The sequence below is a fragment of the Pseudomonas sp. S5F11 genome (assembly GCF_019641515.1).
GTDB classification, from domain to species: Bacteria; Pseudomonadota; Gammaproteobacteria; order Pseudomonadales; family Pseudomonadaceae; genus Aquipseudomonas; species Aquipseudomonas rhodesiae.
Genome location: NZ_JAIFJZ010000001.1, coordinates 1,831,710 through 1,856,671 on the forward strand (window position 1 = coordinate 1,831,710; position 24,962 = coordinate 1,856,671).

The following is a 24,962-nucleotide window of genomic DNA, read 5'->3' on the forward strand; positions in this document are numbered from 1 at the left end:
ATCCAAATATGGGAGGGGCTTACCCCTCCGCTATTTGGATCTTCAGCGCATCCGACAGATCAGGCGCCCTGACGCTTGTCCTCGACCTTCCATTTGCCACCTTCATAGAAGGCTTTCCAGCCGGTCGGCTTACCGTCGACCTCGGACTGCACGTACTGTTCCTTGGTCTTGCGGCTGTAGCGAATCACGGCTGGGCGACCATCCGGATCCTTCTTCGGCGCTTCACACAGGAAGTGGTACTTAGGATCGATCTCGTCCTTGTGCGGCACGATTTCCATCACTAACGGCGCACGAGTCTCGCGGTTTTTCGGGAACTGGCTGGCTGCCAGGAACAAGCCAGAGGCACCGTCACGCAGGATGTAGGTGTCGTTGACCTTTTCGCACTTGAGCTCCGGCATCTTCACCGGGTCCATCTTCGGCGGCGCCGCATCGCCGCTCTTGAGCAGTTTGCGGGTGTTCTTGCACGTCGGGTTGGTGCAGCCAAAGAACTTACCGAAGCGGCCAGTCTTGAGCTGCATCTCGCTGCCGCACTTGTCGCATTCCAGGCTCGGACCTTCGTAGCCCTTGATGCGGTAGGTGCCTTCTTCGATCTCGTAGCCGTTGCAATCCGGGTTGTTACCGCAGATATGCAGCTTGTGCTTCTCATCCAACAGGTAGGCATCCATCGCCGTGCTGCAGATCGGGCAGCGGTGCTTGCCACGCAGCACCAACGACTCGGATTCACCCTCGTCGTCAGCCGCGATTTCATCGCCCGGCACCAGATTGACCGTGGCCTTGCAGCGCTCTTTCGGCGGCAAGCTGTAGCCCGAGCAACCAAGGAACACACCGGTGGACGCCGTGCGAATCTGCATCGGCCGACCGCAGGTCTGGCACGGGATATCCGTCATCACCGGCTGGTTGGCGCGCATGCCGTTCTCGGGGCTCTCGGCCACCTCAAGCTTCTTCTTGAAGTCGCCGTAGAACTCGTCCAGCACGTTTTTCCAATCGCGCTCGCCCTGGGCCACGTCGTCGAGATTCTCTTCCATGCCGGCAGTGAAGCCGTAATCCATCAGGTTGGAGAAGCTCTCGGAGAGACGCTCGGTGACGATGTCACCCATCTTTTCCGAATAGAAACGACGGTTATGCAGCGCTACATAGCCACGGTCCTGGATGGTGGAAATGATCGCCGCGTAGGTCGAAGGGCGACCGATACCGCGCTTTTCCATCTCCTTGACCAGGCTGGCTTCCGAATAACGCGCCGGCGGCTTGGTGAAGTGCTGCGACGGATCGAGCTTGATCAGCTTCAACGTATCGCCCTGAGCCATGTCCGGCAGCACATCGTCGTCACCAGGCTTGGCGATCTGCGGCATCACGCGGGTATAACCGTCGAACTTGAGAATGCGGCCCTTGGCACGCAGCTCAAAGTCGGAGGCCGCCACGGTAACCGTGGTGGACAGGTACTGCGCCGGCAGCATCTGGCAGGCCAGGAACTGGCGCCAGATCAGCTCGTAGAGACGCTCAGCGTCGCGCTCCATGCCGCTCAGCTTGCTTGGCTCGGTGTTGGCGTCGGAAGGACGAATCGCTTCGTGAGCCTCCTGTGCGCCTTCCTTGCTGCTATAGACGTTAGGCTTCTCCGGCAGGTACTTCTTGCCGAACTCGCTTTCGATATAGGTTCGCGCCATGGCGACCGCGTCCACCGACAGGTTGGTGGAGTCGGTACGCATATAAGTGATGTAGCCGGCTTCGTAAAGACGCTGGGCCATCATCATGGTTTTCTTCACACCGAAGCCCAGGCGGTTGCTCGCGGCCTGTTGCAGGGTGGAGGTGATGAAAGGTGCCGAAGGCTTGCTGCTGGTTGGTTTGTCTTCACGCTTGACGATGCTGTAGCTGGACGCCTTGAGCTTCTCCAGCGCGGCCATGGCCTGGGCTTCGTTCAGCGGCTTGAAGGCCTCGCCTTTCTCGCGGGCCACTTCAAAGCGCACATTGGCGCCCTTGGCGGTACCCAGGTCGGCGTGGACTTCCCAGTACTCTTCAGGGATGAACGCACGAATCTCACGCTCACGCTCCACCACCAGCTTCACGGCAACCGACTGCACGCGGCCGGCGGACAGGCCACGGGCGATCTTGGCCCACAGCAGGGGCGAGACCATATAACCCACCACGCGATCGAGGAAACGCCGTGCCTGCTGCGCATTGACGCGGTCGATATCCAACTCGCCCGGCTTGGAGAAGGCTTCCTGGATGGCTTTCTTGGTGATTTCGTTGAACACGACGCGCTTGTAGCGGCTGTCGTCACCGCCGATGGCTTCCCGCAGGTGCCAGGCAATGGCCTCCCCTTCGCGGTCCAAGTCCGTCGCGAGATAGATGGTGTCAGCATCCTTGGCGAGCCGGCGCAGCTCTTCGATGACCTTTTCCTTGCCAGGAAGGATCTCGTACTTGGCCTTCCAGCCATGGTCCGGGTCCACACCCATGCGCGAGACCAGCTGCTTGCGCGCTTTCTCCTTGGGCGTGAGCACCGGACCTTCGCCCGCAGCGGCCTTGCCGCGCTTGGCGGCTGGCTCCTTGCTGGCGCTAGCCGAACCGCTGGTGGGCAGGTCTCGGATATGGCCGATACTCGACTTCACCACGTACTCGTTGCCCAAGTACTTGTTGATGGTCTTGGCCTTAGCCGGGGATTCCACAATGACCAGCGATTTGCCCATGGATCGGAAAATTCCTGAATTCGAGAAGTGAAAGGCAGTTGGCGCCTGACGCGGCAACGCTATATATAGTGGCAACCGGGTGAGGTCAAGCGCAGCATTCTGCGCGGCCTGCGGTTATTGCCCTTTAAGAAGACCGTGTTCGGCCTGGACCAAAGCAAAGCGTGGGACCTGCTCGCCGTCAACCTCGACGCTCTCCAGGAACATGCTCAAGGGGCGCACCCAAAAGCCGTAATCTCCATACAGTGCTTGGTAAAACACGACTTGTTCTTCGGTCTCGGAATGGCGCGCCACGCTGAAAACCCGGTACTGCGGACCCTTGTAATGCTGATAGAGCCCTGGTGTGACATTCATGCTCTGGCCCCCTTACAAAATTTATTAAAAAAAATATTAAAAAATCCAAAAAACAAAAACCGGGGCACTGGGCCCCGGCTTCCGTCAACCCAACGCTTAGACGCGTTCGAAGACGGTGGAAATGCCTTGGCCGAGACCAATGCACATGGTGGCTACCCCGAGGTTGCCGCCATTTTGCTTCATCACGTTAAGCAGCGTGCCAGAGATCCGCGCACCGGAGCAACCGAATGGGTGGCCCAGGGCAATCGCGCCGCCGTGCAGGTTAACCTTCTCGTTCATCTTGTCGAGCACTTTCAAATCTTTCAACACCGGCAGGGCCTGTGCAGCGAAAGCTTCGTTGAGTTCGAAGAAGTCGATATCGGTGATGGAAAGGCCCGCGCGCTTCAAGGCTTTTTGCGTGGCCGGTACCGGACCGTAGCCCATGATAGCCGGGTCCACGCCGGCCACCGCCATCGAACGGATCACCGCCAAAGGCTGGATCCCGAGGTCTTGGGCGCGTTGCGCCGACATCACGATCATGCACGATGCGCCGTCGGTGATTTGCGACGAAGTACCCGCCGTCACGGTGCCGCCCTTGGGATTGAATGCCGGCTTCAAGGCCGCCAGGCTTTCCAGGGTGGTATCCGGACGAATGGTTTCGTCGTAGTCGAACAGTTTCAGGAAACCGTTCTCGTCATAGCCGTTCATCGGGATGATTTCATCCCTGAACTTGCCTTCCACCGTCGCCTTATGGGCGAGCTGGTGGGAGCGCAGGCCGAATGCGTCCTGGGCTTCACGGGTAATGCCGTGCATCTTGCCGAGCATTTCCGCCGTCAGGCCCATCATGCCGGAGGCCTTGGCCGCGTACAGCGACATGTGCGGGTTCGGATCGACGCCGTGCATCATGCTGACGTGACCCATGTGCTCCACGCCACCGACCACGAACACATCACCGTTACCGGTCATGATCGCCTGGGCGGCAGTGTGCAACGCGCTCATGGACGAACCGCACAGGCGGCTGACGGTCTGGCCGGCCGCAGTGTGGGGGATCTGAGTCATCAGCGACGCCATACGCGCGATGTTCCAGCCCTGCTCCAGGGTCTGGTTGACGCAGCCCCAGATCACGTCCTCGACTTCGTTCGGGTCGACCTTGGTGTTACGTTCCAGCACTTTGCTGATCAGGTGCGCCGACATGTCTTCGGCGCGGGTGTTGCGGTGCATGCCGCCCTTGGAGCGGCCCATCGGCGTGCGACCGAAGTCGACAATCACGACGTCTCTTGGATTCAAGCTCATAAATATTCTCGCTCTAGTCGTCTGGGCGCTTAACCGAAGAAGCTCTGGCCGTTCTTGGCCATTTCACGCAGCTTCGCGGTCGGGTGGTACAGCGGGCCCAGCTCAGCGTATTGATCAGCCAGGGCAACGAACTCGGCCACACCGATCGAGTCGATGTAACGCAGTGCACCACCACGGAATGGAGGGAAACCAATACCGTACACCAAGCCCATATCGGCTTCGGCGGCGGTCTCGACGATGCCATCTTCCAGGCAACGTACGGTTTCCAGGCACAGGGCGATCATCATCCAGTTGATGATGTCCTCGTCGGACACTTCACGCTGCTCGTACACAATCGGTGCCAGCACTTCGTGCACCGACGGATCGGCCACTTTCTTCTGCTTGCCTTTCTTGTCCGCCTCGTAGGCGTAGAAGCCCTTACCGTTTTTCTGGCCCAGGCGCTTAGCGTCGTACAGGGCGTCGACAGCCGAACGGCGGTCGTCTTTCATGCGGTCCGGGAAGCCTTCAGCCATCACATCGCGGCCGTGGTGGCCGGTGTCGATGCCGACCACGTCCATCAGGTACGCCGGGCCCATTGGCCAGCCGAATTTTTCCATGACTTTGTCGATGCGCACGAAGTCCACGCCGGCACTGACCAACTTGGCGAAACCACCGAAGTAAGGGAACAGCACGCGGTTGACCAGGAAGCCCGGGCAGTCGTTGACCACGATCGGGTTCTTGCCCATTTTCTTGGCGTAGGCAACGGTGGTGGCCACCGCATGTTCGCTGGACTTCTCGCCACGGATCACTTCCACCAGCGGCATCATATGTACCGGGTTGAAGAAGTGCATGCCGACGAAATTTTCCGGACGCTTGAGGGCCTTGGCCAGCAGCGAGATGGAAATGGTCGAGGTGTTGGACGCCAGAATGGTGCCTTCCTTGACCTGTGCTTCCACTTCAGCCAACACGGCCTGCTTGACCTTCGGGTTCTCGACAACCGCTTCGACCACCAGGTCGACGTGACCGAAATCGCCGTAGGACAGCGTAGGACGAATGCCGTTAAGCACTTCAGCCATTTTCGCTGCGGTCATGCGACCTTTATCCACACGCCCCACCAGCAGTTTGGCGGCTTCCGCCAGACCCTGCTCGATACCGTGTTCGTTGATGTCTTTCATCAGGATCGGCGTGCCTTTGGACGCCGACTGATAGGCGATGCCGCCGCCCATGATACCGGCGCCGAGTACGGCAGCCTGTTTCACGTCGCTGGCGATTTCATCGTAGGCCTTGGCCTTTTTCTTCAGTTCCTGATCGTTCAGGAACAGGCCGATCAGGCTCTGGGCCGCCGAGGTTTTCGCCAGTTTGACGAAACCAGCCGCTTCCACTTCCAGGGCTTTGTCGCGACCGAAGTTCGCGGCTTTCTGGATGGTCTTGATCGCTTCAACCGGCGCCGGGTAGTTCGGGCCGGCCTGGCCAGCCACGAAACCTTTGGCGGTTTCGAACGACATCATTTGTTCGATGGCGTTGAGCTTGAGCTTTTCCAGCTTGGGCTGGCGCTTGGCCTTGTAGTCGAACTCGCCGCTGATGGCACCTTTGATCAGGTTCAGCGCGGCCTCGGCCAGTTTTTCCGGAGCAACCACTGCGTCGACAGCGCCGACTTTCAGGGCGTCTTCGGCTTTGTTTTCCTTACCGGCGGCGATCCACTCGATGGCGTTGTCCGCACCGATCAGGCGCGGCAAACGCACGGTGCCGCCGAAGCCTGGGTAGATGCCCAGTTTCACTTCCGGCAGGCCGATTTTTGCGGTGGCCGACATCACGCGGAAGTCAGCGGCCAGGCACATTTCCAGACCACCGCCGAGGGCGATGCCATTGATCGCGGCAACGGTCGGGACGTTGAGGTCTTCGAAATCGCTGAAAATCTTGTTGGCTTCGAGGTTGCCAGCCACCAGCTCGGCATCGGGCAGCTTGAAGTTGTCGACGAATTCGGTGATGTCAGCGCCGACGATGAACACGTCCTTGCCGCTGGAGACGATCACGCCCTTGACCGAAGCATCTGCTTTGATGGTGTCTACGGCCTGACGCAGTTCGTTCAGGGTTAGACGGTTGAACTTGTTGACGGACTCACCCTTGAGGTCGAATTTCAATTCGACGATGCCACTTTCAAGAGCCTTAACCGTGATGGCTTTACCTTCGTAAATCATCAACTGATCTCCACGATATGGAAGCTGAACAGTACACATCGGACGCTGGCCTATGGTTGGACACTGATGGTTAGGTCAATGCTCATGCCAATCCGCCAGGCACACCCGCCAATGCGATAGTCGGGATTATGTATGAACGGTCTGACAGACAAACGCTCAATTCATACGCCCGTTTGATTTGGGTACGCCACCTTCATCCAATTCCGAGCAATTGTCAATCGCTCCAAAGGCTAGGAAAAACGCGACTTTCCAGTCATTTCAGAACCACAACCATAGGCCCGCGCTTCGTCAATATTCAACTATTCACGAAATCAATAATTTCAGTTATTTGGGAAAGGGCTGTACAGATTGAGAGATACGGCTACGCTAGCGCCAACCGTACAGCGCCAGAAGACAACACCCGGCGCAAGATTCACCGGCCTGCCTGGCCAACTCCAGCCCGATGAGAGTGTCGGGCTTTTTAATGCCTGTTTGAGTCTGGGCCACCTGGGTTCAGGCCAGCGCCTTGAGCAACGCGTCGATGTCCTTCAAGACACTGGCATCGCCCTTCTCACCCCAATACAAGGCAATCATTTGCTTGTCGGCTTCGACTTTGTAGACGTTGGCCGGCAACGTTGAAAAATGCGGCAACAACTTCTCATCTACGCAGTTTTCTCGCCATTGGTTAACCCACACCCCCGGCTCCAGTTGCCAGTAACTCCAAATGGCCGGCGTGGCGCCGCGTCGTGGCCGGCAGTACTGGGCGCAAGGGCTCGGCGGCTCTTGCTTGAGCCAGTGCGGCCACTCCTGGGGCGCCAACTGCATGGCCAACCCCATGCGGCGCGCCTCCATGCGCAAGGCCATGCGCCCGCTCTGGTGACGCGACGGGCGCAGCCATGCCAGGGGGCTTAATACCACCACAAGGATTGACACCACTATCCAGACCGTCATATGTGTACTCCCGATTTTTCTGATGAGCGGATTTGACCTGACGCAACCCCATCCGCTTGAAACCAGCCATACTTAATTTATTGCAGTCCTCTGGAGGAACGCCTCATGTCATACGAACATATTCTGGTCGCCGTAGATCTGACCGAAGAGTGCGATCCAGTGATCAAGCGCGCCCGGGCTTTCGCGGTCGCCAGCGGCGCCAAACTGTCCCTCGTGCATATCGTCGAACCCATGGCCATGGCCTTCGGCGGCGATGTTCCGATGGACCTGTCCCAACTGCAGCAACAACAGTTCGATCAGGCCAAAGAACGTCTCGACCGCCTGATAGCCAAATACCCGGAAGTGACCAAAGAAAACTCACACCTGACCTACGGCCAGCCGCGCCAGGAGATCCACCACCTCGCCAAGGAGCAAGGCTGTGACCTGATCGTGGTCGGCAGCCATGGCCGTCACGGCCTGGCGCTGCTGCTGGGCTCCACCGCCAATGATGTGCTGCACGGCGCGCCGTGCGATGTGCTGGCGGTGAAGCTGGTAAAAAGCGCCTAGGACCGATGCAGAGCTAATCTGGGAGGGAGCAAGCCCTTCCCCATTTGAACCGCATTTCATATGAAAAAAGCCCGGCGCCCCCATCAGGGCGCCGGGCTTTTTACTGCACCAAGGTCACTCAGGCATCCAGCTCGGCCCAACGCTCGACCAACGCTTCCAGCTCCTGATTCAACGTCTCCAGAGAAGCAATGACCTTGGCGGTTTCTGCCGCAGGACGCAGGTAGAAACCTGCGTCAGCCATTTGCGCCTCTACTGCAGCGATCTGCTGCTCCTTGGCCTCGATATCCCCCGGCAAAGCTTCCAGCTCGCGCTGCAATTTGTAGCTGAGCTTTTTCTTAGCCGTTGGTGCGGTTTCCTGCGCGGGTGCTGGCGCGGCCACCGGCGTAACCACCGCCGAGTTCAAGTCGGCCTTGCCGGATTTGCTCTCGGTCACGCCCAACAGACGCGGCGAGCCGCCCTGGCGTAGCCAGTCCTGATAGCCACCGACATACTCGCGCACCTTGCCTTCGCCTTCGAAGACCAGGGTACTGGTCACCACGTTGTCGAGGAATGCCCGGTCGTGGCTGACCATCAGCACGGTGCCGTTGAAGGTCAGTAGCACCTCCTCCAGCAGTTCGAGGGTTTCCACGTCCAGGTCGTTGGTCGGTTCGTCGAGCACCAGCAGGTTCGCCGGCTTGCTGAACAATTTGGCCAGCAGCAGACGCGCCCGCTCACCACCGGACAAGGCTTTTACAGGCGTACGCGCACGCTGCGGGCTGAACAGGAAATCGCCGAGGTAGCTGAGTACGTGGCGGCTCTGGCCGTCGATATCGATGAAGTCACGGCCTTCGGCCACGTTATCGATCACGGTCTTTTCCAGGTCTAGCTGGTGGCGCAGTTGGTCGAAATAAGCCACATCGATACGCGTGCCTTCGGCCACGGTGCCGCTGGTCGGTTGCAGACCGCTGAGCATCAGCTTGAGCAGCGTGGTTTTGCCAGTACCGTTGGCGCCGAGCAGGCCGATACGGTCGCCGCGCTGCAGGACCATGGAGAAGTCCTTGATCAGGAACGGGCCGTCCGGGTGATGGAAGCTGACGTTCTCCAGCACCATCACTTGCTTGCCCGACTTGTCGGCGGTATCCAGCTGGATATTGGCCTTGCCGGTGCGCTCGCGACGTTCGCTGCGCTCCACGCGCAAGGCTTTCAGCGCCCGTACGCGACCTTCGTTACGGGTGCGACGCGCCTTGATGCCCTGGCGGATCCAGACTTCTTCCTGGGCCAATTTTTTGTCGAACAAAGCGTTGGCGGTTTCTTCGGCGGCCAGTGCGGCTTCCTTGTGTACCAGGAAGCTGGCGTAGTCGCCGTTCCAGTCGATCAGGCCGCCACGGTCCAGTTCGAGGATGCGCGTGGCCAGGTTTTGCAGGAAAGAACGGTCGTGGGTGATAAACAGCACGGCGCCCTGGAAATCCTTCAGGGCCTCTTCCAACCAGGCAATGGCGCCGATGTCCAGGTGGTTGGTCGGTTCGTCGAGCAGCAGCAGATCCGGTTCGGACACCAGCGCCTGGGCCAGCAACACCCGGCGACGCCAGCCGCCGGATAATTCGGCGAGGGTCTTGTCGGCCGGCAGTTGCAGGCGGCTCAGGGTGCTGTCCACCAGCTGCTGCAAGCGCCAGCCGTCACGGGCTTCGAGGTCTTGCTGGACGTGCATCAGCTTGTCCAGGTCTTCCTCGGTGACGCAGTTCTGCGCCAGATGATGGTACTCGGCGAGCAGTGCGCCGACGCCGTCCAGGCCTTCGGCAACCACGTCGAACACTGTCCGTCCGTCGGCCACCGGCAATTCCTGGGGCAATTCGCCGATCTTCAGGCCCGGGGCGCGCCACACGGAGCCGTCGTCGGGCTTCTGATCGCCTTTGACCAGCTTCATCATGCTGGACTTGCCGGTGCCGTTGCGGCCGATGATGCACACCCGCTCACCACGGGCGATCTGCCAGGACACCTTGTCCAACAACGGCATAGCGCCGAAAGCAAGGGACACATCGCTGAATTTGAGCAGGGTCATACGCTTCTCCAAAAACTGGGCGCGCATTCTACCTGAGTTGAGGGTGGGATGCGGCTGGCATTTTCGTTGTTGACACGTTCTGTAGGACATTTGCAGCGAACTTGCAGGAACCATCCTGCAAAGCTTTCACGGGCCGCTGGCAAAAGGCTAAGCTAGGGGCAATCAGCGTCGGCGGTGCCGGTGCTAGTCGTGATTTCTCTGCACGGACGTCTCATGCGCAGTCGCCTTTTCAACTTTTTATCCTGTCTGCTTCTCTCCGCCACCGCCGTTCAATCCGCCCAGGCTGTGGACCTCACCACTCAACGTCAATATTACGATGAGGCCAAGCGCGCCCTGGCCAAAGGCGATACCGGCCCGTACATGCAATACAGCCAGGCCCTGGCCGATTATCCACTGACGCCGTACCTGGCCTACGACGAGCTGACCGCACGCCTGAAGAGCGCCAGCAACGAAGAAATCGAACAATTCCTCGCCAAAAACGGCGACCTGCCCCAGGCCAACTGGATGAAGCTGCGCTGGTTGCGCTGGCTGGCCGAGCGTGGTGACTGGCAGACCTTTGAAAAGTACTACGACCCCAAGCTCAATTTCGTCGAGCTGGACTGCCTGCACGGCCAATACCAACTCACTCACAACCTGAAAGCCGAAGGCTACAAAACCGCCGAAAAACTCTGGATGACCGGCAAATCCCAACCGGCCGCCTGTGATGTGACTTTTGGCCAGTGGGCCGCCGACGGCCAACTCACCGAACAGAAAATCTGGGACCGCGCCAAGCTCGCCGCCGAAGCGCGCAATTACGCGCTGGCCAACAGCCTGGTAAAAACCCTGCCGACCCTGGGCGCCCAAGGCCGTTTGATGGTGGACGTAGCGCAGAAGCCCGACATGCTCAGTGACCCGTCGCGCTTCCTGCCGGCTACCGAGGCGATGTCCGACGCCGTGGGCTTGGGCCTGCGTCGCCTGGCCCGTCAGGACCCGGACAAAGCCATGGCGCTGCTCGATGGCTATGCCAGTAGCATGCACTTCTCCCGTGACGAAAAAGTCGCGATCGCCCGCGAAATCGGCCTGACCCTGGCCAAACGCTTCGACCCGCGCGCCCTTGAGGTGATGACCAAATACGACCCGGAACTGCGCGACAATACGGTCTCCGAATGGCGCCTGCGCCTACTGTTGCGCCTGGCGCGCTGGGAAGATGCCTACCAGCTGACCCGCAAACTCCCGCAGGACCTGGCCACCAGCAACCGCTGGCGCTACTGGCAGGCCCGCAGCCTGGAATTGGCCGAGCCGAAAAACCCGCAGGCGTTGGTGCTGTACAAAAACCTCGCCCAGGAACGGGACTTCTACGGTTTCCTGGCCGCCGACCGTTCCAAAGCGCCTTATCAGTTGAAAAACAAGCCGCTTCTGATGAGCCAGGCGCTGGTCAACAAGGTGCGCAATACGCCTGGCGTGCGCCGCGCACTGGAGTTTTACGCGCGTGGGCAAATCGTCGACGGCCGCCGCGAGTGGTATCACGTCAGCCGTCACTTCAACCGTGACGAGATGGTCGCCCAAGCCAAACTGGCCTACGACATGAAGTGGTACTTCCCGGCCATCCGCACCATCAGCCAAGCCCAGTACTGGGATGACTTGGATATTCGTTTCCCGATGGCCCACCGCGACACCCTGGTGCGCGAAGCCAAGGTACGCGGGCTGCATTCAAGCTGGGTGTTCGCCATTACCCGCCAGGAAAGCGCCTTTATGGACGATGCCCGCTCCGGCGTCGGAGCCAGCGGCCTGATGCAACTGATGCCCGGCACCGCCAAGGACACCGCGCGCAAATTCAGCATTCCGCTGGCCTCCCCGTCTCAGGTGCTGGACCCGGACAAGAATATCCAACTGGGCGCCGCTTACCTGAGCCAAGTGCACAGCCAGTTCAACGGCAACCGCGTCCTCGCCTCCGCCGCCTACAACGCCGGCCCCGGCCGCGTGCGCCAGTGGCTGCGCGGGGCCGACCACTTGAGTTTCGACGTGTGGGTGGAGAGCATCCCGTTCGACGAAACCCGACAATACGTACAGAACGTGCTGTCTTATTCGGTGATCTACGGGCAGAAGCTCAACTCGCCACAGCCATTGGTGGATTGGCATGAGCGGTATTTTGACGATCAGTGAAGGCTGAAGCAGCAACCCGCTCAAGCGTGAAGATAAATGCCCGTATTGGAAGATACGGGCATTTTTTATGGAGCGTGGAATCCAGTAGCTCCCCTCCTGTGGAATGGGAGCTGATCACCGCTAACAATCGCCTAGCTGGCCGATTCTTCCCCATCGCTGAACTGCAACGCCGCCAACCGCGCATACAGCGGGTTGCTTGCAATCAACTGTTGATGAGTGCCCACCGCCATCAGTTTTCCTTGATCCATCACGGCAATTCGATCGGCGTTCTTCACAGTGGCCAGCCGGTGGGCGATGACCAGGGTGGTGCGCCCTTGCATAAGTTGCGGCAGGGCCTGTTGGATCAGGTGTTCGCTCTGGGCATCGAGGGCGCTGGTGGCCTCGTCCAGCAGCAGGATCGGCGCGTCCACCAACAGCGCGCGGGCGATGGCCAGGCGTTGGCGTTGGCCGCCGGAGAGGCCCTGCCCCCCATCACCGAGGTGCGTCTGGTAACCGTCGGGCATTTGCAGAATGAAGTCGTGGGCGTGGGCAATGCGCGCGGCGGCTTCGACCTGCTCGCGTGTGGCATTCGGGTTGCCGTAGCGGATGTTCTCTTCGACGCTGCCGAAAAACAGCGCGGGGCTCTGGGACACCAGGGCGAAGTGGCGGCGCAAGTCCATGGGGTCGAGGGCGGTCAGCGGCTGGCCTTCGAGCAGGATGCGGCCTTGCTGGGGATCGTAGAAGCGCAACAATAGATCGAAAATCGTCGACTTGCCCGCGCCGGACGGCCCGACCAGTGCCAAGGTCTCGCCAGGATTGATCGTCAGCGTCAGGCCATCGATGGCGTAGCTGTCCGGCCGCGACGGGTAGGAAAAACGCAGGTCTTGCAGTTCCATGCGGCCGCTGACCCGCTCGGGCAGTGGCACGCTGCCAGCAGCTGGTGCTTGGATCTGGTTGGTCGACTGCAACAACTCGGCGATGCGCTCCGCCGCACCGGCGGCGCGCTGCAGTTCGCCGAGCACCTCGCTCAGCGTGCCGACGGCGCTGCCGACGATCAGGCTGTAGAACACGAATGCCGCCAGCTCACCACCGGAAATGCGCCCGTTGATCACGTCCATGCCGCCCATCCACAGCATCACCCCCACCGCGCCGAGCACCAGCATGATCACCAGGGTAATCAGCCAGGCTCGCTGGGCGATGCGTTTACGCGCAGTACTGAACGCCTGTTCGACGGTGACGGCAAAGCGCTGCTCGTCCTGCACTTGATGGTTGTAGGCCTGCACGGTCTTGATCTGGCCAAGGGTCTCGGCCACATAGCTGCCCACATCGGCAATGCGGTCCTGGCTCTGGCGCGACAAACTGCGCACCCGACGGCCGAAGATCAGAATCGGCGCCAGCACCAGCGGCAGCGCAACCACCACGATGCTGGTGAGTTTGGGGTTGGTGACAAACAGCAGCACGATGCCGCCGATCACCATCAACCCATTGCGCAGGAACAGCGACAGCGATGAACCGATCACCGACTGCAATAGGGTGGTGTCGGTGGTCAGGCGCGACTGGATTTCCGAGCTGCGGTTGTTTTCATAGAACCCAGGGTGCAGATAGATCAAGTGGTTGAACACCTGCCGCCGGATATCCGCCACCACCCGCTCGCCGATCCACGACACCAGGTAAAAGCGCGCAAAGGTGCCGACCGCCAGGCCCAGCACCAACACCATAAACAGGCCGATGGATTGGTTGAGCAGGTGCGGCGACTGGGTCATGAAGCCCTGATCCACCAGCAGGCGAATGCCCTGCCCCATGGACAAGGTGATGCCGGCGGTGACGATCAGCGCCACCAGGGCACCCAACGCCTGCCAGCGATAGGGCGCGATGAAGCGGCTGGCCAGGCGAATCGCACGGCGTTGACGGACTGAGAGCATGGAAGGCATCACCGGTAAGGAATCTGTAGTTCAACATTGGGGGAACTTGGGCAAATAACAATGAGTCCAGTTAATTATGCCCGTCGATGCTGGCCACTAGAGGCTATCGGTCTAACGCCCGGCTGGAAATCGTTGGCGGTTTCTGTTGGAGTAGGTGTTCGAACCGGTGATCTTGTAAGGAGTTGTAATAGCTCGGTCACGCGGGGGATTTAGAGTAGGTACACAACCTGATGAGGAGACAGGCCATGACCTTGCAACACAGCAGCGATGCCAAAATCGAAGTAATCCGCCAGCCGCAGCAGCTGCCGTGCTGGTATGTCGATGCCGATGGCAACGATGTGCAGATTACCGAAGAGATGATCCAGCAAGCCTGCAGCGCGCTGGAACAGCGACTGGTCAAGCCTGCCAAGCAAGGCTGAAGCGCCCACGCTCTTTCAAACCCGGCCCCGGTGGCCGGGTTTTTTATGCACGGCGTTCCTACAGGGCTTCGGCACCGAGGGCAGTGACCAACTTGGCCAGCGCCGCCGACTCCCCGTTGATCCGCACTTTCAAACCCTCGATCTCGCGGCGCTCCGGGTAGTGCTTGCGCAGCAGGTCAAAGGCCAGACGTTGCTCTTGCACGGTGCCGACCAGGCTACGGCGAAAATCCGCATCGTCACGGCGCGGGTCGTAAACGCTGCGGCACAGCGTCGCCAGCGCCCAGGCCGGGTCCGTGGCGGCGTTCAAATGCACTTCGGCCAACCACGGCGGCGGCAGCAGATCACTCAGCTGGATACTCGGCACCTGCCCCAGATAGGTACAAAACGCTTGATAGATCTGCGCCGTACCGCGCTGTTTGCCGTCCAGGCTGTAACCGGCGATATGCGGCGTGGCCAGCACGCATAGATCGGCCAGTGCCACATCGACCTCAGGCTCGCCCTCCCACACATCGAGCACGGCTTGCAGATCTTCACGTTCCAGCAGCACCTCGCGCAGCGCGGCGTTATCCACCACCGGACCGCGGCTGGCATTGATCAGCCACGCGCCGTGCTTGAGCTGGTTGAGGCGCTGACGGTCGAACAAGTGCCAGGTAGCGGCATTGCCGGACTTGATCAACGGCGTGTGCAGGCTGATCACGTCGCACTGCTCGATGATCTGCCCGAGGCTGACGTAATCACCGTCTTCGGCAATCTGGCGCGGCGGGTCGCACACCAGCACGTTCCAGCCCAGGCCCTTGAGCACCTGAACCAACCGCCCGCCCACTTCACCGGCGCCAACCACGCCATAGGTGCGCCGGGTGAGGTCCACCCCTTCGATCTCGGCCAGGGTCTGCAGGCTACCCAGCACATAGTCCACCACGCCGCGGGCGTTGCAACCGGGGGCGCTGGCCCACTGGATACCGGCCTGCTTGAAGTAATCCAGGTCCAAATGGTCGGTGCCGATGGTGCAGGTGCCGACAAAACGCACCGACGAGCCCTCAAGCAAGGCGCGGTTGACGTTGGTCACCGAGCGCACCAACAGCACGTCGGCCTGCTCGACGGTCGCACGGTCGATGGAACGGCCCGGCACTCGGCGAATCTCGCCGAACCCTTGGAAAAACGCGTCGAGCAGCGGGATATTTTCGTCGGCAACAATCAGCATGGCAGGCTCCTTTGGCGGACAGGCAGTGTACAGGGATCGCGGGCCTCGCTTACAAATCCCTAACACAGCTTTTTTCCTGACCATTGCGTCAAGGCGTAGAATCCGCCGTCCTTGCGCACCTTTCGACTGGACACCCGTACGTGAACACTGCCACCGCTCCCCTCACCCGCCCCGCCCGCATCAGCCGGGAGGTGCGCGATCTGTTGACGCTCGCGCTGCCGATCATGATCGGCCAACTGGCGACCACCGCCATGAGCTTTGTCGACGCGGTGATGGCCGGACGCGTCAGCCCCCAGGATCTGGCGGCGGTGGGCCTGGGTAATTCGATCTGGATTCCGGTGTACCTGCTGATGACCGGCACACTGCTGGCCACCACGCCGAAAGTCGCCCAGCGTTACGGCGCCGGTCAGTTCAGCGAGATCGGGCCGTTGGTCCGTCAGTCATTGTGGTTGGCGGTGGTCGTCGGGGCCATCGGCGCATTATTGCTGCTGTGCGCCGAACCGATTTTGCATGCCATGAAGGTGGAACCCGACCTGATCGCGCCGTCCATGGGTTACCTGCACGGCATTGCCGCGGGCATGCCGGCGGTGGCGTTGTATTACGTGTTGCGCTGTTTCAGCGACGGCCTGGGCCGCACCCGGCCAAGCATGGTTATGGGCCTGATCGGCCTGGCGCTGAATATTCCGCTGAACTACATCTTCATCTACGGCCATTTTGGCGTGCCGGCCATGGGCGGCGTAGGTTGCGGCTGGGCCACGGCCATTGCGATGTGGGTGATGATGCTCGGCCTGGCCGGCTGGACGCGCTGGGGCGCCGCCTACCAGAGCAGCGAGTTGTTCAAACGCTTCGATTGGCCGCAATGGGCAGTGATCAAACGCGTGCTGGGCATTGGCCTGCCGATTGGCGTGGCGATCTTTGCCGAATCGAGCATCTTCGCGGTAATCGCCCTGCTGCTCGGCAGCCTGGGCGCCACGGTGGTGTCGGGGCATCAGATCGCGCTGAACGTCAGTTCCCTGGTGTTTATGATCCCCTACTCCCTGAGCATGGCGGTCACCGTGCGCGTCGGCCAGGCTCTGGGCCGTGGCGAGCCGCGTGAAGCGCGCTTCGCCGCCGGGGTCGGCATGGGCACGGCGCTGGCGTATGCGTGCCTGTCCTGCAGTTTGATGCTGCTGTTTCGCGAACAGATCGCAAGCATTTACACCCCGGACCCGGTGGTAATCCATCTGGCGTCTACCTTGATTGTGTTCTCGGCGCTGTTCCAGTTCTCAGACTCGATCCAAGTTACCGCCGCCGGTGCGCTGCGCGGCTACCAAGACACGCGGGTGACCATGGTGCTGACCCTGTTTGCCTATTGGGGCGTGGGATTGCCGGTGGGCTATGCCTTGGGGCTGACCCACTGGCTCGGCGAACCCAGCGGCCCGAGCGGCTTGTGGCAAGGGTTGATCGTGGGTCTGAGTTGTGCGGCGGGGATGTTGCTGGTGCGCCTGGCGCGTAGCGCGCGCCGGCGCATTCGGGCCGACAAGCTACGGGGTTAATCGGCTTTTTTGCGAATCCAGTACAGGTAGGTGCCGGCCTGCTCCTGCTGCTCCACCAGTTCGTGGTCCAGAAACACACAGAACTTAGGGATATCGCGACGGGTCGACGGGTCGGTCGCAATCACCTTGAGCAAGCCGCCTGCCGGCAAGTCGCGGATGTGCTGGTGCAGCATCATCACCGGTTCCGGGCAGTTGAGGCCGGTGGCGTCGAGGGTGGCGTCGACGGGCAATTCAAGACTCATATTTCACTCCTAAAACCAGCTCGATTTCCTGCGGGAGCGAGCTTGCTCGCGATGACGCGGGCACATTCAACATAAATTTCGACAGTTATACCGCTTTCGCGGGCCAGCCCGCTCCCACATTTGGGCGGTGGATCAGCGGGCCTTGGGTTTCTTTACGCTTTCCAGCCGACGCAGGTGGCAGGTCACCTCTTCACGGTCGTGGTACAGCTGCTTACAGCCGATTTCCACACGAATGCCACGCGCCTTGAAGCCTTCCTCGATGCGCTCCAGCAAGCGCTTGACCTCGGCATAGCGCTGTTTCATCGGCAACTTGAGGTTGACCACCGCTTCGCGGCAATGCCCTTCGCCGATCCAGGTTTCCAACAGCGCCGCATTACGCGCGGGTTTCTCGACGATGTCGCAGACCATCCAGTCCACCGGCTGCTTGGGCACGAAAGTGAAACCGTCGGCCATCAGGTGCTGCACCAGGCCGGTGTCCATCAAGCTCTCGGCCATGGGGCCGTTGTCGATGGCGGTCACCAGCATGCCACGGTTGACCAACTGCCAGGTCCAGCCACCCGGCGCGGCGCCAAGGTCGACGCCGGTCATGTCGCCATGCAGGCGCTCGTCCCACTGATCGCGCGGGATAAAGTGGTGCCAAGCCTCTTCCAGCTTCAAGGTTGAGCGGCTGGGGGCTTCGCGGGGAAATTTCAGACGGGGGATGCCCATGGGCCACATCGCCGAGTTGTTCGACTCGGCCAGGCCCATAAACACTTCGCGGCCGCTCTTGAAGGTCAGCAGCAGGCGCGGTTTGCTCGGGTCATCCACCAGCCTGCCGGCATTGAGCAGGGCTTTGCGCAGGTGTACTTCGAATTTCTTGCAGAAGTTGGACAGCTCTTTACCGTCGTTGGTGTCGACCATTTCCAGCCACAGGCTGCCGCACACCGGAAATTCGCGCAGGTGGGCAAGGATCACGCTGATGCGGTCGGTTTCTGGCAAGTCGATAAATACCCCACGCGCCCATTGCCGCGGGAAGATCAGCTCGGCAAAGCGCTGGCCGTGCATCAAGCGCTGGGCGCCGTCTTCTTCGGTGCAGACAAATTCGGCGCAGGCGCTGCCGGTCTTGGCCTTGGCGTAGCCGGACACGTTCAGGCGCGCGGCGTGTTCCGCGATCTCGGAACAGACTTCGCCTTCAAACCCTGGGCGGCAGTGCATAAAAAGGGTGTTCATCAACTCTCCTGGTGACTCGACGGACCTTGCGCTATCGCAATGTCTGTCATGAAAACGCGCGCATGATAGCCGAGTTCGGAACCTTGGACTTCACCATAGAGTCCAGTTATTAGCCTGCTAATGAAAACAGCGCTAGCTTTAAAGCTCTGTTCGTCCCGTCAGGTCCGTAGCCGTGCGGACCATAAGGAGTCGTGTCATGTCATCGCTTGATAGCCTGAGAACCCTTAAGACCCTTGAAATAGACAGCAAGACCTACCATTACTTCAGCCTGCCGGAAGCCGCCAAGAGCCTGGGTGACCTCGATAAGCTGCCGATGTCGCTCAAAGTGCTGCTGGAGAACCTGCTGCGCTGGGAAGACAACAAAACGGTCACCGGCGCCGACCTCAAGGCCATCGCCGCCTGGCTCAAAGAGCGCCAGTCCGACCGCGAGATCCAGTACCGCCCCGCCCGCGTGCTGATGCAAGACTTTACCGGCGTACCCGCCGTGGTCGACCTGGCCGCCATGCGCGCCGCCGTGGCCAAGGCCGGTGGCGACCCGCAACGCATCAACCCGCTCTCTCCCGTCGATTTGGTGATCGACCACTCGGTGATGGTCGACAAGTTCGGCAATGCCGACGCCTTCGAGCAGAACGTCGACATCGAAATGCAGCGCAACGGCGAACGCTATGCCTTCCTGCGTTGGGGCCAGAGCGCCTTCGACAACTTCAGCGTGGTGCCGCCGGGCACCGGCATTTGCCACCAGGTCAACCTCGAATACCTGGGCCGCACGGTCTGGACCAAAGACGAAGACGGCCGCACTTATGCGTTCCCCGACACCCTGGTGGGCACCGACTCCCACACCACCATGATCAACGGCCTGGGTGTGCTCGGCTGGGGCGTGGGTGGTATCGAAGCAGAGGCGGCGATGCTCGGCCAGCCGGTGTCGATGCTTATCCCCGAAGTGATCGGCTTCAAGCTCACCGGCAAACTCAAGGAAGGCATCACCGCCACCGACCTGGTGCTGACGGTGACCCAGATGCTGCGCAAGAAAGGCGTGGTGGGTAAGTTCGTCGAGTTCTATGGTGACGGCCTGGCCGACCTGCCCCTGGCGGACCGCGCCACCATCGCCAACATGGCCCCGGAATACGGCGCCACTTGCGGCTTTTTCCCGGTCGATGAAGTGACCCTGGACTACCTGCGCCTCTCGGGCCGTCCGACAGAAACCGTCAAACTGGTCGAGGCGTACACCAAGGCCCAAGGCATGTGGCGTCACGCGGGCCAGGAGCCGGTGTTCACCGACAGCCTGGCCCTGGACATGGGCAGCGTCGAAGCCAGCCTGGCCGGGCCGAAGCGTCCCCAGGACCGGGTGGCGCTGCCGAATGTCGGCCAGGCATTCAGCGACTTTCTCGACTTGCAGTTCAAACCCACCAATAAAGAAGAAGGTCGCCTGGAAAGCGAAGGCGGCGGCGGTGTCGCCGTAGGCAATGCCGACCTGGTGGGTGAAGCCGATTACGACTTCGACGGTCAGACCTATCGCCTGAAAAACGGCGCCGTGGTGATCGCCGCGATCACCTCCTGCACCAATACCTCCAACCCCAGCGTGATGATGGCCGCCGGCCTGGTGGCCAAGAAGGCCGTGGAAAAAGGCCTGACGCGCAAACCCTGGGTGAAAAGCTCCCTGGCGCCCGGCTCCAAAGTGGTCACCGACTACTACAAGGCCGCGGGGCTCACGCAATACTTGGACAAGCTCGGTTTCGATCTGGTGGGTTATGGCTGCACCACCTGCATCGGCAACTCCGGGCCCTTGCCCGAGCCGATCGAAAAAGCCATCCAGAAAGCCGACCTCACCGTGGCGTCGGTATTGTCCGGCAACCGCAACTTCGAAGGCCGCGTGCATCCGCTGGTGAAAACCAACTGGCTGGCATCGCCGCCCCTGGTGGTGGCCTACGCCCTGGCGGGCACCGTGCGCATCGATATCAGCAGCGAGCCGTTGGGTAACGACCAGCAGGGCAACCCGGTATACCTCAAGGACATTTGGCCCAGCAGCCAGGAAATCGCCGACGCCGTGGCCCAGGTCAGCACTGGCATGTTCCACAAGGAGTACGCCGAAGTGTTTGCCGGGGATGAACAATGGCAGGCCATTGAGGTGCCACAAGCCGCCACCTATGTGTGGCAGCAAGACTCGACCTACATCCAGCACCCGCCGTTCTTCGACGACATTGCCGGGCCGCTGCCGGTCATCAAGGACGTCAAAGGTGCGAACGTGCTGGCGTTGTTGGGGGATTCGGTGACAACCGACCACATCTCCCCCGCCGGTAATATCAAGGTCGACAGCCCAGCCGGCCGCTACCTGCGCGAACAGGGCGTGGAACCGCGCGACTTCAACTCCTACGGCTCACGTCGGGGCAACCATGAAGTGATGATGCGCGGCACCTTTGCCAATATCCGCATCCGCAACGAAATGCTCGGCGGCGAGGAAGGTGGCAATACGCTGTATATCCCCACTGGCGAGAAGATGGCGATCTACGACGCCGCGATGAAATACCAGGCTACAGGCACGCCGCTGGTGGTGATCGCCGGGCAGGAATACGGCACCGGCTCCAGCCGCGACTGGGCGGCCAAGGGCACCAATCTGCTGGGAGTCAAAGCGGTGATTGCCGAGAGTTTCGAGCGCATCCACCGCTCCAACCTGGTGGGCATGGGCGTGTTGCCGTTGCAGTTCAAGCTGGATCAGAACCGCAAGGCGCTCAAACTCACCGGTAAGGAGAAGATCGATATTCTGGGGCTGAGCGACGTGGAGATCGTGCCACGTATGAACCTGACGCTGGTGATTACCCGGGAGGATGGCAGCACGGAGAAGGTCGAGGTGCTGTGCCGGATCGATACCTTGAATGAAGTGGAGTACTTCAAGTCGGGGGGAATTCTGCACTATGTGCTGCGGCAGCTGATTGCCTCTTAAGAACACAGGAGATCAAATGTGGGAGGGGGCTTGCCCCCGATGGCGGTATGTCAGTCAAAACATCCATGACTGATCCACCACTATCGGGAGCAAGCCCCCTCCCACATTTTGACCGCGTTTAACGCTTCAGATCAGCCGAACAACCACTTCCACAGCAGTACCAACACCACTACCGCCAGCACCGGCCGCGCAATGCGGTAAGCCTTCGGATGCTTGCGCTTCCACTGTTTGACCACACCGCTGAACTTGTCGCTGAAGGTCTTGCTCCAGGCATACGCCTGGTTGATCCCACCCACGCGCTCGTCGTCGAGGTTCTGCGGTGCGGTGGCGCGGCCCAGCTGTTTGCTGACCCAACGGTTGACGCGGGTCATCAGGCGGTTACTCAGCGGACGCTCGATGTCGCAGAACAGGATCACGCGGGTCTGCTCGGTCTCGTTCTTGACCCAATGCACATAGGTTTCGTCGAACATCACGTCTTCACCGTCGCGCCAGGCGTACACCTGGCCGTCGACGAAGATGCGGCAGTCGTCGGAATTGGGCGTGGACAAGCCCAAGTGATAGCGCAGGGAACCGGCGAACGGGTCGCGGTGCGGGTTGAGGTGGCTGCCGCCCGGCAATAGCGCGAACATCGCGCCCTTGACGTTGGGGATGCTACTCACCAGCGCCACGGTCTTCGGGCACAGCGCCTCGGCCGACGGCAGGGGCTTGTCGTACCACTTTAGGTAGAAACGCTTCCAGCCCTTTTTGAAGAACGAACCGAAACCGGCGTCGTTGTTCTTTTCGGCGGCGCGGATGTAACCCTCGTCGAACAGGTGCATGGCCTCTTCGCGGATCACTTCCCAGTTGTCCTTGAGCACATCCAGCTCCGGGAATTTGCTGCGGTCCAGGTACGGCTTGGACGGCACCGCCGAAAACAGGTACATCAAGGCGTTATACGGGGCGAACAGCGCCGAATGGTTGACGAACTGGCGCAACATCGGCAAACGCGCCTTGCCGCGCAGGTGCACGTACAGCGTGCTGCCGATAAACAACAGCAGCACCGACAGTTTGGCGGTCAGAGAAAAGGTCATGCAGCAACTCCTGGAAATAAGCGTCTGGCCGACAGCACCCCGTTGGAGGGGTGCCAGACGTAGCAGCCGGCCATGATAAACAGTTGCGCCATTATGCAGAAGGCCCGCACCGACCAGCTGACCTGCATCAAGCCTGGTTTTCCTGCTCAGTGAACAGATCGCTGAACAGCATGCTCGACAGGTAACGCTCACCGGAATCCGGCAGCACCACCACGATAGTCTTGCCCTGCATCTCCGGTTTCTGTGCCAGGCGCACCGCCACCGCCATCGCGGCGCCGCAGGAAATCCCGCACAAGATCCCCTCTTCCTGCATCAAACGCAGGGCCATGGCCTTGGATTCCTCGTCGCTCACCAGTTCCACGCGGTCGACCATCGACAGGTCGAGGTTCTTCGGCACGAACCCGGCGCCGATCCCCTGGATCTTGTGCGGGCTGGGCTTGACCTCTTCACCGGCCAGGGTCTGGGTGATCACCGGCGAACCGATCGGCTCGACCGCCACCGACAGAATCGGCTTGCCTTGGATATTTTTGATATAGCGCGACACGCCGGTGATGGTGCCACCAGTGCCCACGCCCGCCACCAGCACATCCACGGCGCCATCGGTGTCGTTCCAGATTTCCGGGCCGGTGGTTTTTTCGTGGATGGCCGGGTTGGCCGGGTTTTCGAACTGGGCCGGCATAAAGTACTGGGCCGGGTCGCTGGCGACGATCTCGCCGGCCTTCTCGATAGCGCCTTTCATGCCTTTGGCCGGCTCGGTCAGTACCAGCTCGGCGCCGAGGGCCTTGAGCACCTTGCGCCGTTCCAGGCTCATGGAGGCCGGCATGGTCAGCAGCAACTTGTAGCCACGGGCGGCGGCGACGAACGCCAGGCCGATGCCGGTGTTGCCGGAGGTGGGTTCGACGATGGTCATGCCCGGCTTGAGTTTGCCGCTGCTTTCGGCGTCCCAGATCATGTTTGCACCGATGCGGCACTTCACCGAGTAACCGGGGTTGCGCCCTTCGATCTTGGCCAGAATGGTCACGCCGCGCGGAGCGATGCGGTTGATCTGAACCAGGGGCGTGTTACCGATGGAGTGCGCGTTATCTGCAAAAATGCGGCTCATGGCGGGTCCTATTGGGCGATGTGCGAAAGGCTTCAAGGGTATGCCGGGTCGTACTAGGCGTCCAGTCGGAGGAACGTTGAGGCCGGCGCGACAGTCCATCTGCTTACGAGCAAGGAGAACTGCCCCATGAAACGTCGCTACAGTTGGCCGCTATGGACCGTCGCCGGGTTGGTGGTGGTGCTGATCGCCCTGAACATCGCCCTGCCCTACCTGGTGCGCAATTACCTGAATGACAAACTGGCCAATATGGGCGACTACCGAGGCGAAATCGCCGACGTGGACCTGGCCCTGTGGCGCGGCGCCTACCGCATCAACGGCTTGCAGATCGTTAAGGTGGACGGCAAGGTGCCGGTGCCGTTCGTCAAGGCGCCACTGATCGAGTTCGCGGTGAGCTGGCATTCGCTGTGGTACGACCATGCGGTCGTCGCCGAAGGCTACTTTGTGCGGCCGGAAATCAATTTTGTCGACGGCGGCGCCAACAAGCAGGCGTCCCAGACCGGTAAGGGCACCGACTGGCGCGAGCAACTGGGCAAGTTGCTGCCGATCACCCTCAACGAGGTGCGCATCGAAGACGGCAAGATCGCGTTCCATAACTTCAATTCCAAACCGGCGGTGAACATCAACGCCACCGGCGTCAATGCCAGCTTCTATAACCTGACCAACGTGGTCGACACCGAAGGCAGGCGCGATGCGCGCTTCGACGGTAAAGCACTGCTGCTGGGCCAGGCCCCGCTGGAAGCCAGTGCCACCTTCGACCCCTTGAGCAATTTCGAAGACTTCGAATTCCGCTTCCGCGCCCGCGACTTGCAGCTCAAGCGTATGAACGACTTTGCCTCGGCCTACGGCAAGTTCGATTTCAAGGCCGGCACTGGCGATCTGGTCATTGAGGCCCAGGCTGAAAAGGGCCAACTGAGCGGCTACATCAAGCCGTTGCTGCGGGATGTGGAAGTGTTCGACTGGCAGCAGGACGTGGAAAACAAAGACAAGAATATTTTCCGCTCGATCTGGGAGGCCGTGGTGGGCGCCAGCGAGACCGTGCTGAAGAACCAACGCAAAAACCAGTTCGCCACCCGCGTTGAACTGAGCGGCAGCGTGCATCAGCAAGATGTCAGCGCGTTCTGGGCCGTGGTGGCGATTTTGCGCAACGGCTTTATTCAGGCGTTCAACGCGCGCTATGAACAACCCAAGCCGAGCGCCGACTGAGCGCG

General features: G+C 60.7%; 18 protein-coding genes. 6 read left to right on the forward strand and 12 right to left on the reverse strand.

Annotated features, from left to right (window positions below; translation table 11 throughout):
• Window positions 1–59: 59 nt before the first annotated feature.
• The 5 genes from topA to K1567_RS08100 form a co-directional block, all read right to left on the reverse strand.
• The gene (gene topA, locus K1567_RS08080; RefSeq protein ID WP_034096476.1) at window positions 60–2,681 is read right to left on the reverse strand and encodes a type I DNA topoisomerase; all 2,622 of its coding nucleotides are present in this window, start codon (window positions 2,679–2,681) and stop codon (window positions 60–62) included.
• A 114-nt stretch (window positions 2,682–2,795) separates the two neighbouring features.
• Window positions 2,796–3,032 (reverse strand): DUF1653 domain-containing protein, encoded by a 237-nt coding sequence (locus K1567_RS08085; RefSeq protein WP_034137402.1) that lies wholly within the window; start codon window positions 3,030–3,032, stop codon window positions 2,796–2,798.
• Window positions 3,033–3,128: 96 nt separating this feature from the next.
• A complete protein-coding gene (gene fadA, locus K1567_RS08090; RefSeq protein ID WP_169903450.1) occupies window positions 3,129–4,304 on the reverse strand; it encodes an acetyl-CoA C-acyltransferase FadA in 1,176 nt (391 codons plus the stop codon).
• A gap of 29 nt (window positions 4,305–4,333) precedes the next feature.
• Window positions 4,334–6,481, reverse strand: coding sequence for a fatty acid oxidation complex subunit alpha FadB (fadB, locus tag K1567_RS08095; protein ID WP_034096473.1), 2,148 nt, complete (start codon window positions 6,479–6,481; stop codon window positions 4,334–4,336).
• Window positions 6,482–6,973: 492 nt separating this feature from the next.
• On the reverse strand, window positions 6,974–7,411 hold the full coding sequence (locus K1567_RS08100) for a hypothetical protein (RefSeq protein WP_034096472.1): 438 nt from the start codon (window positions 7,409–7,411) through the stop codon (window positions 6,974–6,976).
• Between the two features lie 105 nt (window positions 7,412–7,516).
• Here K1567_RS08100 and K1567_RS08105 point away from each other — a divergent pair, with 105 nt between their 5' ends.
• A complete protein-coding gene (locus tag K1567_RS08105) occupies window positions 7,517–7,957 on the forward strand; it encodes a universal stress protein (RefSeq protein WP_034096471.1) in 441 nt (146 codons plus the stop codon).
• A 118-nt stretch (window positions 7,958–8,075) separates the two neighbouring features.
• Here K1567_RS08105 and K1567_RS08110 read toward each other — a convergent pair whose 3' ends face one another.
• The gene (locus K1567_RS08110) at window positions 8,076–9,995 is read right to left on the reverse strand and encodes an ATP-binding cassette domain-containing protein (RefSeq protein WP_034112455.1); all 1,920 of its coding nucleotides are present in this window, start codon (window positions 9,993–9,995) and stop codon (window positions 8,076–8,078) included.
• Between the two features lie 213 nt (window positions 9,996–10,208).
• On the opposite strand from K1567_RS08110, the gene K1567_RS08115 reads away from it, so the two are divergent.
• Window positions 10,209–12,137 carry a transglycosylase SLT domain-containing protein gene (locus K1567_RS08115; protein ID WP_034096469.1) on the forward strand — a complete coding sequence of 643 codons (1,929 nt, stop codon included), beginning with the start codon at window positions 10,209–10,211 and terminating at the stop codon, window positions 12,135–12,137.
• A gap of 131 nt (window positions 12,138–12,268) precedes the next feature.
• Here K1567_RS08115 and K1567_RS08120 read toward each other — a convergent pair whose 3' ends face one another.
• Entirely contained in the window at window positions 12,269–14,047 is a 1,779-nt protein-coding gene (locus K1567_RS08120; protein WP_220698335.1) for an ABC transporter transmembrane domain-containing protein, read from the reverse strand.
• 236 nt (window positions 14,048–14,283) lie between these two features.
• On the opposite strand from K1567_RS08120, the gene K1567_RS08125 reads away from it, so the two are divergent.
• Window positions 14,284–14,457 carry a PA1571 family protein gene (locus tag K1567_RS08125; protein ID WP_034096467.1) on the forward strand — a complete coding sequence of 58 codons (174 nt, stop codon included), beginning with the start codon at window positions 14,284–14,286 and terminating at the stop codon, window positions 14,455–14,457.
• 58 nt (window positions 14,458–14,515) lie between these two features.
• Here the strand turns inward: K1567_RS08125 and pdxB are convergent, their stop codons facing one another.
• Window positions 14,516–15,658, reverse strand: a complete 1,143-nt coding sequence (gene pdxB / locus K1567_RS08130) for a 4-phosphoerythronate dehydrogenase PdxB (RefSeq protein ID WP_047883076.1) — start codon at window positions 15,656–15,658, stop codon at window positions 14,516–14,518.
• Window positions 15,659–15,798: 140 nt separating this feature from the next.
• Here pdxB and K1567_RS08135 point away from each other — a divergent pair, with 140 nt between their 5' ends.
• Window positions 15,799–17,193, forward strand: coding sequence for an MATE family efflux transporter (locus K1567_RS08135; RefSeq protein ID WP_034112450.1), 1,395 nt, complete (start codon window positions 15,799–15,801; stop codon window positions 17,191–17,193).
• Here the strand turns inward: K1567_RS08135 and tusA are convergent.
• Complete coding sequence (tusA, locus tag K1567_RS08140; protein WP_034096464.1) at window positions 17,190–17,435, reverse strand: sulfurtransferase TusA; 246 nt, start codon at window positions 17,433–17,435, stop codon at window positions 17,190–17,192. The genes K1567_RS08135 and tusA overlap by 4 nt on opposite strands.
• A 132-nt stretch (window positions 17,436–17,567) precedes the next feature.
• A complete protein-coding gene (gene rlmM, locus K1567_RS08145) occupies window positions 17,568–18,644 on the reverse strand; it encodes a 23S rRNA (cytidine(2498)-2'-O)-methyltransferase RlmM (RefSeq protein ID WP_034112449.1) in 1,077 nt (358 codons plus the stop codon).
• Between the two features lie 196 nt (window positions 18,645–18,840).
• Between rlmM and acnA the strand changes: the two genes are divergently transcribed.
• Window positions 18,841–21,582, forward strand: coding sequence for an aconitate hydratase AcnA (gene acnA / locus K1567_RS08150; protein WP_220698336.1), 2,742 nt, complete (start codon window positions 18,841–18,843; stop codon window positions 21,580–21,582).
• A gap of 131 nt (window positions 21,583–21,713) precedes the next feature.
• Here acnA and K1567_RS08155 read toward each other — a convergent pair whose 3' ends face one another.
• Both K1567_RS08155 and cysK read right to left on the reverse strand, forming a co-directional pair.
• A complete protein-coding gene (locus K1567_RS08155; protein ID WP_034096461.1) occupies window positions 21,714–22,652 on the reverse strand; it encodes an aspartyl/asparaginyl beta-hydroxylase domain-containing protein in 939 nt (312 codons plus the stop codon).
• Between the two features lie 127 nt (window positions 22,653–22,779).
• Window positions 22,780–23,754, reverse strand: coding sequence for a cysteine synthase A (cysK, locus tag K1567_RS08160; protein ID WP_034096460.1), 975 nt, complete (start codon window positions 23,752–23,754; stop codon window positions 22,780–22,782).
• Window positions 23,755–23,880: 126 nt separating this feature from the next.
• Between cysK and K1567_RS08165 the strand changes: the two genes are divergently transcribed.
• On the forward strand, window positions 23,881–24,957 hold the full coding sequence (locus K1567_RS08165) for a DUF748 domain-containing protein (protein ID WP_169867489.1): 1,077 nt from the start codon (window positions 23,881–23,883) through the stop codon (window positions 24,955–24,957).
• The last annotated feature ends 5 nt before the right edge of the window (window positions 24,958–24,962 follow it).